Annotated in this window: 11 protein-coding genes; 3 read left to right on the top strand and 8 right to left on the bottom strand. The window is 67.0% G+C overall.

What is annotated here, in order from left to right; translation table 11 throughout:
• The first annotated feature begins 285 nt into the window (after positions 1 to 285).
• On the top strand, positions 286 to 1,356 hold the full coding sequence (locus VGV37_RS10425) for a glycosyltransferase family 87 protein (RefSeq protein ID WP_326879600.1): 1,071 nt from the start codon (positions 286 to 288) through the stop codon (positions 1,354 to 1,356).
• Between the two features lie 62 nt (positions 1,357 to 1,418).
• On the opposite strand, the gene VGV37_RS10420 is transcribed toward VGV37_RS10425, so the two are convergent.
• From VGV37_RS10420 to VGV37_RS10395, 6 genes are all read right to left on the bottom strand, one after another.
• Positions 1,419 to 1,841, bottom strand: coding sequence for a hypothetical protein (locus VGV37_RS10420; RefSeq protein ID WP_326879599.1), 423 nt, complete (start codon positions 1,839 to 1,841; stop codon positions 1,419 to 1,421).
• Positions 1,842 to 1,958: 117 nt separating this feature from the next.
• Positions 1,959 to 2,441: a CoA-binding protein gene (locus VGV37_RS10415; RefSeq protein WP_326879598.1), complete on the bottom strand. Its 483-nt coding sequence runs from the start codon at positions 2,439 to 2,441 to the stop codon at positions 1,959 to 1,961.
• The gene (locus tag VGV37_RS10410) at positions 2,438 to 3,223 is read right to left on the bottom strand and encodes an enoyl-CoA hydratase (RefSeq protein ID WP_326879597.1); all 786 of its coding nucleotides are present in this window, start codon (positions 3,221 to 3,223) and stop codon (positions 2,438 to 2,440) included. The genes VGV37_RS10415 and VGV37_RS10410 overlap by 4 nt, the downstream gene beginning before the upstream one ends.
• 89 nt (positions 3,224 to 3,312) lie before the next feature.
• Positions 3,313 to 4,341, bottom strand: a complete 1,029-nt coding sequence (locus VGV37_RS10405; RefSeq protein WP_326879596.1) for an amino acid ABC transporter substrate-binding protein — start codon at positions 4,339 to 4,341, stop codon at positions 3,313 to 3,315.
• Between the two features lie 29 nt (positions 4,342 to 4,370).
• Complete coding sequence (locus VGV37_RS10400) at positions 4,371 to 5,708, bottom strand: aspartate aminotransferase family protein (protein ID WP_326879595.1); 1,338 nt, start codon at positions 5,706 to 5,708, stop codon at positions 4,371 to 4,373.
• Complete coding sequence (locus VGV37_RS10395; RefSeq protein WP_326879594.1) at positions 5,705 to 6,601, bottom strand: MurR/RpiR family transcriptional regulator; 897 nt, start codon at positions 6,599 to 6,601, stop codon at positions 5,705 to 5,707. The genes VGV37_RS10400 and VGV37_RS10395 overlap by 4 nt, the downstream gene beginning before the upstream one ends.
• Positions 6,602 to 6,740: 139 nt before the next feature.
• Between VGV37_RS10395 and VGV37_RS10390 the strand changes: the two genes are divergently transcribed.
• Complete coding sequence (locus VGV37_RS10390; RefSeq protein WP_326879593.1) at positions 6,741 to 7,166, top strand: PaaI family thioesterase; 426 nt, start codon at positions 6,741 to 6,743, stop codon at positions 7,164 to 7,166.
• Here VGV37_RS10390 and VGV37_RS10385 read toward each other — a convergent pair.
• Positions 7,145 to 7,759 (bottom strand): phosphatase PAP2 family protein, encoded by a 615-nt coding sequence (locus VGV37_RS10385; RefSeq protein ID WP_326879592.1) that lies wholly within the window; start codon positions 7,757 to 7,759, stop codon positions 7,145 to 7,147. The genes VGV37_RS10390 and VGV37_RS10385 overlap by 22 nt on opposite strands.
• A 191-nt stretch (positions 7,760 to 7,950) precedes the next feature.
• Between VGV37_RS10385 and VGV37_RS10380 the strand changes: the two genes are divergently transcribed.
• Positions 7,951 to 9,300, top strand: a complete 1,350-nt coding sequence (locus tag VGV37_RS10380; RefSeq protein ID WP_326879591.1) for a sodium:proton antiporter — start codon at positions 7,951 to 7,953, stop codon at positions 9,298 to 9,300.
• Here the strand turns inward: VGV37_RS10380 and VGV37_RS10375 are convergent.
• Positions 9,297 to 9,689: a RidA family protein gene (locus VGV37_RS10375; protein WP_326879590.1), complete on the bottom strand. Its 393-nt coding sequence runs from the start codon at positions 9,687 to 9,689 to the stop codon at positions 9,297 to 9,299. The two genes, VGV37_RS10380 and VGV37_RS10375, sit on opposite strands and share 4 nt — an antisense overlap.
• Positions 9,690 to 9,704 lie beyond the last annotated feature (15 nt).

Here is a 9,704-nt window from a genome sequence, read left to right as displayed (position 1 = left end):
AACGGGTCGCGGCCTACCTTTCCGCGCGTACCGCGTTCGCTTCGCGACCATCCGGGGAAACCATGCCGCCCATCCAGGCCAGACACGCCTCCTTCTCGCCGATCAGCGACGTCCCGCTATGGCTTTCCGTGACGGTCAGCTGGCGTTGGTGCGCGAGTTCAATATTTTGCGTGCAAGGCCGTTACATGATCAGCCGGAGGTGATGTGTTCAGGAATTATGTCAGGGACGCGCGGTGGCTCACGGCGGAACGCGTTCGCGCATACGCTACAATCCTGCTTACGCTTATGGCAGTCGGCATCGCCGTTAGCATCGTCATGGGCGGCGAACGTCTGGCCATCGATTTTCGCAGCTTCTGGGCGGCCTCGAAACTAACGCTCCAGCACGACCCTATCGGCGCCTACAGGCCGATAGAACATTATGCCATCGAGCGAACTGCTCCCGGACTGGAAAACGTCGGCTGGGCAGCGTTCTTTTATCCCCCTATCTTCCTGCTGGTGTGCCTGCCGCTGGGGTTGCTGCCGTTCTGGTGGTCTGCTGTCGCCTGGATTGTCGCCACCGGCACTGCTTTTTTTGCCGCGATCGGGCCGGTACTCCCGCGTGTTCGTTCGGCGTGGCTGATCGCTGCCGCGTTTCCCGCCACCTGGATGAGTGCGGCCAGTGGTCAGTCCTCGGTTTTGGCTGCGGCACTCTTCACCGTCGCCGCGCGCTCCCTAGACCGCCGGCCGGTGTTGGCGGGCATCTGCTACGGCTGTCTTGCGGTCAAGCCGCAACTCGGGCTGGTCGTACCAATTGCCCTGATCGCTGCCGGACGGTGGCGCGTTGCGGCGACAGCCGCATTGACCGTCGGCATGTTAGTGGCGCTATCGGTCGACCTGTTCGGCGTTGATGTATGGGTCGCATTCATCAACATCTTGCCGCTTGCCAGAAAAGCCATCGAGATCGGGGACGAGTTGGCGATCAACATTCCGACCGTGGCGGGCGCGGCGCTCGTGCTGGGTGCCTTGCCGGCGGTAGCAGCGGCGTTACAGGTCACCACTGCCTTGGCCGTGTGCGTATGCGTATGGGCGGCGGCCCGGCGGCGGCCCGGGGCCGGCGCCGAGGGTGCATTGATCTGTGTCGCAGCGATGCTGTGCAGTCCGTGGCTGCATTTCTACGATCTGACCATACTGGCGTTCCCACTGGTGTGGCTGACCAACGAAGCGTTACGGCGAGGCTGGCTGCCGTGGGAGAAGGTTACCGTCTTCGCGGGCTACGCGCTGCCAGCCACGATCTCCCTCGCAATCGTGGGATTGCCCATTGCCCCGCTCGTTGTCGCAGCGCTATTCGCCGCCGTGTGGCGCGCCGCTCAAGTTTGAGAGTGGGTGGTGTTCCGGGCCGATCTCTCAGATCAACGCAAACTCGCGACCGACCCGGCTTCCTAGTCGCCGCCTTCGGCCTCGGGCAGCTTGCGGGCCATGCTCAAACGATGGGCAATTGCCACGGCCTGGGTGACGCAATCGATCAGGAACGCCAGACCGGCGAAGGCGGCGGTGATGATGGCGACGGCCAGGAACATGCCGCTGACGATCGCGCCGGCATCGACCGGCGGCTGGCCCGTCATGCTGGGTGGCGCCGCCATCGGCTCGAAGCCGGTGAAGGCGGCATTGCTGATCAGGTCCGCCGTGATCGGCGGCAGCGGATGCTGGATCAGCGCCTGCAGCAGTGCGGCGAGGACGGCGAGAACGATCGCCGATACGATGAGCACCGCCCGCACCGCCTGGCTGACGTCGGTATGGTGATCCGCACACAGGGCGGAGAATGCGGCAAGGCGTGGACCGATGCGGCGACGGAGCTGGTTCATGATCGTGCACTCAATGTTCGGATCCGGCAGATGGATCCGTATGTTGCAGTGCAGCAAATTACATGCCGGGCGGATTTTTCAGGTTGCTATTGGCTCATGCCTGCGTTGCCCCGTCGCTCATACCTGTTTGCGCCGCCGGCTCGACAGAATGCCGGTGTTGACGCCGCTCCAGCCGAGCTCGCCGCACAGGCGGGAATATTCGATCTTCGGGCACCGGTTCATCACGACCTCGACCCCGGCTGCTTCGGCGCGGGCGGCGGCCTCGTCATGGCGCACGCCGATCTGCATCCAGACCGTCTTGGCGCCGATCCGGATCGCATCCTCGACGATGGCAGGAGCGGCGTCGCTGGCGCGGAACACATCGACCATGTCGACCGGCACCGCCACGTCGGAGAGCGAGGCCACGACCTTTTCGCCCAGGATCTCCTCGCCCAGCGCGCGGGGATTGACCGGGATGACGCGGAATCCCTTCGACTGCAGGTACTTCATCACGAAGAAGCTGGGCCGGTTCCAATTCGGGCTGGCGCCGACCATGGCAATGGTCTTGGTCCGGCGCAGCACACCGCGCAGATAATCGTCGCTGTAGGTATCGTGGTTCATTCGCCGGTCCATCGGGGCGCGCGCTTGGCGAGGAAGGCGTCGATGCCCTCGCCGGCGTCGCGCGCCAGCATGTTGCGTGTCATCACCCCGCTGGCATAGGCGTAGGCGGCCTCCAGGTCCAGCTCGGCTTGGCGGTAGAATGCCTCCTTGCCGATCGCGACGGTCAGCGGGCTCTTGGATGCGATCTGCCGGGCCAGCGCCAGCGTCGCTGCTTCGAGTTCGACCGCCGGCACGACGCGGTTGACGAGGCCGATCTCGCGCGCCCGGTCGGCCGGGATCATGTCGCCGGTCAGCAGCATCTCCATCGCCTGCTTGCGGGCGACATTGCGGCTCAGGGCGACCATCGGGGTCGAGCAGAACAGGCCGATATTGACGCCGGGCGTGGCGAAGCGGGCGCCGTCGGCGGCCACCGCCAGATCGCAGCTCGCGACCAGTTGGCAGCCAGCGGCCGTCGCGACGCCATGGACCCGGGCGATGACCGGCTTGGCCAACCGCACGAGTTTCACCATCAGCCGGGAGCATTGGGCGAACAGGGCTTCATAGGCCTCGCGCCGCTGGTCGGCCCGCACTTCGCGCAGATCGTGGCCGGCGCAGAAGGCGGGGCCCGCGGCGGCCAGGATGACGACCTTGACCGACGGGTCCTGGGCGATGGCGTCGAGTGCCCGCTCGAGCACGGTCATCAGCCCGACGGACAGCGCGTTGCGCTGGTCGGGACGGTTCAGGGTCAGGGTCGCGATGCCGTCGGCATCGTCGCGCAGCAGGATCGAGGGGGATTCCGTCATGCCGGGCCTCGTTCGACGTCGAAGATGACGCCGATCTTGACCCAATCCCGGGCGGGCGACCAGCTATCCGCTGGTCGCCCCACCCATACTCAGCGCAGGGGGATGGCGTACATCAGGCCGCCGGCGGTCCAGAGCGCGTTCGGCCCGCGGTCGAGCTTGAGCGGGCTCGCCTTGCCGACGTTGCGCTCGTAGCTGTCGGCGTAGTTGCCGACCTGCTTGACGATCGCATAGGCCCATTTTTCGTCGAGCCCCAGCGCCTTGCCGTTGCCGGCGGTGACGCCCAGCAGGCGCTGGATACGCGGATCGCCGTCCTTCAGCTTGTCATCGACGTTCGCCTGGGTGATGCCCAGTTCCTCGGCCTCGACCATCGCCATCAGCGACCAGCGGACCACATCCAGCCACTCGTCGTCGCCATGGCGGACGAACGGGCCGAGCGGTTCCTTGGAGATGCGCTCCGGCAGAATCATGTAATCGTCTGGATGACCCGAGACCGAGGTGATCGCGGCGGCGAGCGCCGAGGAATCCTGGGTCATGGCATCGCAACGGCCGGCGAAGAATGCCTCGTACATGCGGTCCTGGTTCTCGAACACCACCGGCTTGTAGTCGAGCTTGTGGCCGCGGAACCAGTCCGACAGCGTCAGCTCGTGGGTCGTGCCCTGGGCGATGCAGATCGTCGTGCCCTTCAGCTGCTCCATCTTGGCGACTTTGAGCGCCTTCGGCACCGCGACCGCCTGGCCGTCATAGAAGTTGATGCCGGCATATTGCAGGCCCAGCGCCGTGTCGCGCTGCAGGGTGATGGTCGAGTTGCGCACCAGCATGTCGACCTCGCCGGTCTGAACCGCGGTGAAGCGGGCCGCGGCGGTCAGCGGCACGTAGCTGGCCTTGGTCGCGTCGCCCAGCACCGCGGCTGCGACCGCGCTGCACAGGTCGATGTCGAGGCCCAGCCACTTGCCCTTGCTGTCGAGGTAGGAGAATCCCGGCAGGCCGGTGTTGACGCCGCACTTGAGGTTGCCGCGCTGGCGCACGGTCTCCAAGGTCCCGGCCTTGGCCGGCTGTGCTGCCGTGAAGACGCAGCTCATCGCGAGCGCCGCGACGGCGCCTCGTATCATCCTGTGCATGATGCCCCCTGTTTAAGGACGTGGGTTGGTTATGGTTGGGCCGGCAGCCCGGCGATGGCGGCCTCGACCGCCAGGCCCAGCTTGTCGGTCAGTTCGCCGATCTCGTCGGGCGTGATGATGTAAGGGGGGGCGATCAGCACATGGTCGCCCTGACGGCCGTCGATCGTACCGCCCATCGGGTAGCACATCAGGCCGCGCGCCATCGCCTCGGCCTTGACGCGGGCATGCAGCTTCAGCGCCGGATCGAACGGGGTCTTGCCCGCGCGGTCGCGAACCAGCTCCAGCCCCATGAACAAGCCGCGGCCCCGGATGTCGCCGACATGGGCGTGGTTGCCAAAACGCTCGGTCAGCGCCTGGGCGAGATCCCGGCCGCGAGCCCGGACCGCGTCCAGCAGCCGCTCCTCGCGGATGGTCTGCTGGACCGCGAGGGCCGCGGCACAGGCGGTCGCGTGGCCCAGATAGGTATGGCCGTGCTGGAACGCGCCGCTGCCGGCGCGAATCGCGTCGTCGATCCTGCGGCTCGACAGCATGGCGCCGATCGGCTGGTAGCCGCCGCCCAGGCCCTTGGCGATGGTCATGATGTCGGGCGCCACGCCCTCCTGCGCCGAGGCATGCAGCGTGCCGGTCCGGCCCATGCCGCACATGACTTCGTCCAGGATCAGCAGCACGCCATGGCGGTCGCAGATCTCTCGGATCCGCTCGAAATAGCCGGGCACCGCGGTTACGGCACCGGCGGTGGCACCCACGACCGGTTCGGCGATGAAGCCGATCACCGTCTCGGGTCCCAGCTCCAGGATCTTGGCCTCGAGCTCGTCCGCGACCCGACGGCCGTAAGCCGCCTCGGTCTCATCGTCGCGCCGGTCGCGATAGGCGTAACAGGGCGCAATGTGATGGGTCTCGATCAGCAACGGCGAGAACTGCCGGCGGCGCCATTCGTTGCCGCCGACGGCCAGTGCGCCCAGGGTATTGCCGTGGTAGCTCTGCCGGCGCGCGATGAAATGGCGGCGCTGCGGCTGGCCGATCTCGACGAAATATTGCCGCGCGAGCTTCAGCGCCGCCTCCATCGCCTCGGACCCGCCCGAGACGAAATAGGCTTTGTCGATGCCGGCGGGCGCCTCCTCGATCAGCAGATCGGCCAGCGCTTCCATCGGCTCGTTGGTGAAGAAGCTGGTATGGGCGTAGGCCATGGCCGCTGCCTGGGCCTGGACGGCGGCGACGATCCGGGGATGGCCGTGGCCAAGGCAGGAGACGGCGGCGCCGCCGGAAGCGTCCAGATAACGTCTGCCGTCGGAATCGATGACATGGCAGCGCTCGCCGCCGACCGCGACGGGCAGCTGGCCGCTGCCGCGATGCAGGACATGGCTCATGGTGTCGGCTCCTGGTCGCCGTCGGTCCAATAGACCTGGAAGCGGTTCAACTGCAGTTCGCTGGCCTCGATCGCGGCCAGCGCCGCGTCGCCGCCGCGTGCGACCAGCAGGGCTAGCAGCGCCTGGGCCAGCGCCACCATCGGCACGATCGAGTGGAAGAACGAAGGCGTGGCGGTGCCGACCATCAGCACCACGTCGGCCAGGCGGCCGATCGGCGACAGGCGGTCGTCGGTGATGGCAATGAGCCGTGTGCCGCGCTCGCGCGCCCAGCGCGCCGCCTCGACCGTGTCGGCGGTGTAGGGTGCCACGCTCACGACCAGCAGCACGTCGTCCGGCCCGGCGTCGCGCAGGCAATCGACCAACTGACCGCCATCCGGCACCAGCACCGCATTGGCGCGAAACAGGCGGTGCACATAATGGAAGAAGGCCGCGGTCGGATGGCAGCTGCGCCGGCCGAGCACGAACAGCCGCCGCGCGCGTTCCATGAGGTCGGCCGCCGCGATCAGCTGATCGGGATGATTCTGGCTGAAGGTCAGCTCGATATTGTCGAGCTCGGCCTCGAACAGCTCCTTGACCAGCGCCTGGGTCTTGTCGCCGCCGGACCGCAGCTGCAGGTCGCGCGCCTTCTGGCTGAAGCCGGCGCGCGTGCGATCCTGGCGCACGTCGCCCTGGAACACGGCGCGCAACGCGTTGTAGTCGGCGAAATCGAGCGCGCGGGCCAGGCGGACGAAGGTGACGGGCGGTACGCCCGCGCCCTGGGCCAGCTCGCGCATCGACTTCAGCGCCACTTCCGTCGGGTGGTCCAGCAGGAAGCGTGCGGCGCGGCGCTGCTGCGGCGTCAGCGTTTCGAACCGCTGGGCGATATGCTGGGCGATGTCGACGGTCGGGCTCATGGCCCAATCGAACCATAAGGCCGGGGCTAACGCAACATATGAATCATATTTCACAATAAATGAAACGTTTGATCCATTCTTGACGACCGGGCTTCGGCTCGCGCCTTCATGGGGGCGGACCGATGAGGGAGACAGCCGGATGGCCCAGGAAGTGCGGATCACGATCGCCGAGTTCGAGCGGATCGTCGAAGAAAGCCTGCCGCTTGCCGCCGCCTGGAAGATCGAGACCCGCGCGATCCACTATGGCCGGGCGACCTTGCGGCTTGGCTTCGACGCGGGGTTCCTCCGTCCGGGCGGTACGATCAGCGGGCCGATCCAGATGGGACTGGCCGATGTCGCGGTCTTCGCGGCGCTGCTGGGGGCGATCGGGCCGGTGCCGGGCGCCGTTACCTCGAACCTGTCGATCAATTTCCTGCGCCGCCCCAAGCCGTCGCCGCTGATCGCCGAGGCCCGGATGCTCAAGGTCGGGCGGCGCCTGGCCGTGGGCGAGGTCGAGCTGTTTTCCGAGGGCGACGAGAACGTCGTTGCCCATGTGGTCGCGACCTACGCGATTCCAGCCACATAGATCGCCCGCGTATAGGCCTCGCCATGGCCGGACAGGAACAGGGCGAGGCGGGTGATCAGTTCCTGCGAGCCGGCCTGATGGCCGTGCAGGGTCAGGCAGACGGCGGCCAGCGCCGCGACCATCACCCCGGGCGCGAGGCGCGGGCCGGGCAGTCGGCGCGATACGGCCGCGAAGCTGCCGGCGACCAGGCCGCCGATCAGCAGGCCGGCACAGACCTCGGAAATCGAATGGGCCTCGAGCGCCAGGCGGGACAGGCCGACCGCGAGCGCGCCGGCGAGGCCGGCCGTCATCAGGACCAGCCGATAGACGCGGGGCAGGCCGCGCGACAGCAGATGGATCGCGGTCAAGGTGACGGCGGTCGCCAGCGTGGTGTGGCCGCTGATGCCGGTGAAATCCAGCCAGGCGCTGCCGATACCCCAGCCCAGAAAGGCGATCTTGGTCGTGGCCACCAGGGTGGCACCGGCCCCGAAGGCCAGCAGCCACGCAAGGGTGGCGCCCCAGGCGCCGCCGGCGGCCAGCCATAGCGCGATCGCGACGGCGGCCGGCAGCATGACGGCGCTGTCGCCGAAACCGGTGATGAGAGACCAGTCCATGATCTTGAGAGGTTCGTCCGAAGCGGGTTGATACCGATAGGCCGGCCGGAAGCTTAGCGCGTATCCGGCGTCGTTGGTATACGAATGTTGCGCTGCAATGTAGGCGGAATTTGGGCTTTCGGCTTGCGCCATGGGCGGCCGTGACGCCACTGTCCGCCGGCGCGCTCGCTTTCCTTGACCCAGGCTGTTCCTTGATCGACCCAATTGCCCCGTTCGACGGCACCCGCCTGGGACTTGCCTGGTGCGTCCCGTTCGCTGGCTTGCTGCTGTCGATCGCGCTGGTGCCGCTGGTCGCGGCGGGTTTCTGGCATCGCCACTACGGCAAGGTGGCGGCCGGCTGGGCGATGTCGTTCCTGCTGCCGTTCGCCATCGTCTTCGGGTTCGGTGGCCTGTTGCACGAAGTGCTGACGGTCGTCCTCACCGAATATCTGCCGTTCATCCTGCTGGTGACGGCGCTCTATGTCGTCGCCGGCGGGGTCGAGATCGGCGGCAAGCTGTCGGGTTCGCCCTGGATGAACCTGGCGCTGCTTGCCGGCGGCACGCTGCTGGCCAGCTGGATCGGCACGACCGGGGCGGCGATGCTGCTGATCCGTCCCCTGTTGCGCGCCAACGCGGCGCGGCACCACCGGACCCACGTGATCGTGTTCTTCATCATTCTGGTCGGCAATGTCGGCGGCGCGCTGACGCCGCTCGGCGATCCGCCACTGTTCCTGGGTTTTCTGAACGGGGTCGGTTTCTTCTGGACGACCCGCGCGCTGCTGCTGCCCATGCTGCTGACCGTCGGCCTGCTGCTGGCGCTCTATCTGGCCGTCGATCTCGTGCTCTATCGTCGCGAGGGCAGGGGCACGAAAGCGGTCGAGTTCGAGAGCAAGTTGACGATCGACGGGCATTTCAATTTCCTGATGCTCGGTGCCGTCATGGGCGCGGTGCTGCTGAGCGGCCTCTGGCATCCGGTGTCCGTTCCGTCGATCGGCGGGATCGCGCTCGCCTGGGAGAACCTCGCGCGCGAGGCGATCCTGCTGGTCGTCATCGGCCTGTCCTGGTGGGTGACGCCGCATGCGATCCGCGGGCGCAACGCCTTCACCTGGGAGCCGGTGCGCGAGGTCGCCAAGCTGTTCTGCGGCATTTTCCTGACCATCGTGCCGGTCATGGCGATCCTCGCCGCGGGTCCGCATGGCGCTTTGGCGCCGGTGATCCGCCTGGTCGAGCGTACCGACGGCCCCGACGATGTCGCGTATTTCTGGGTGACCGGCCTGCTGTCGAGCTTTCTCGACAATGCGCCGACCTACCTGATCTTCTTCAAGGCGGCCGGCGGAGACGCCCATGCGCTGACGACGACCGGCGCCGGCACGCTGCGGGCGATTTCCGCCGGTGCGGTGTTCATGGGCGCGCTGACTTATATCGGCAACGCGCCCAACCTGATGATCCGCTCTATCGCCGAGGAGTATGGCGTGACGATGCCGAGTTTCATCGGCTATCTGGCATGGGCCGCCGTGATCCTGCTGCCGATTTTCCTGCTGGTGTCGCTGGTGTCTTTCTAGCTGAGCGCGGTGCACTCGATCTCGATGTCGAATTCCAGCGGCCAGGACGCGACGGGCACGAAGGTCCGCGCCGGTGGATTTTCCGGGAAGTGCCTGCCGTAGACCCGGTTGATCGCGCCATAGAACCCGGAATTGGCCGCGTAGATGCGCACCATCAGGATGTTGTCGGGCGACGTGCCGGCCGCCTGCAGGCAATGTTTCAGGGCGACGAGCGAGGCTTCGGTCTGCATTTCGATGTCGCCCTTGACCAGCTTGCCGGACGCAATGTCGAGCGGCGGGGTACCCGAGACGAACACCAGGCCGCCGCCCCTGGTCACGAGCGACAGCGGCACGCCCATCGCGCGCACCGCCGCCGACAGCACCGGCACTTCGACGATTTCCCTCGGCATGTTCCCACCCTCCAG

Source organism: Aliidongia sp. (assembly GCF_035943795.1).
Taxonomy (GTDB): domain Bacteria; phylum Pseudomonadota; class Alphaproteobacteria; order ATCC43930; family CGMCC-115725; genus Aliidongia.
The sequence above is the reverse complement of the archived record's forward strand: the minus strand, read 5'-3'. Positions and strand labels throughout refer to the sequence as shown.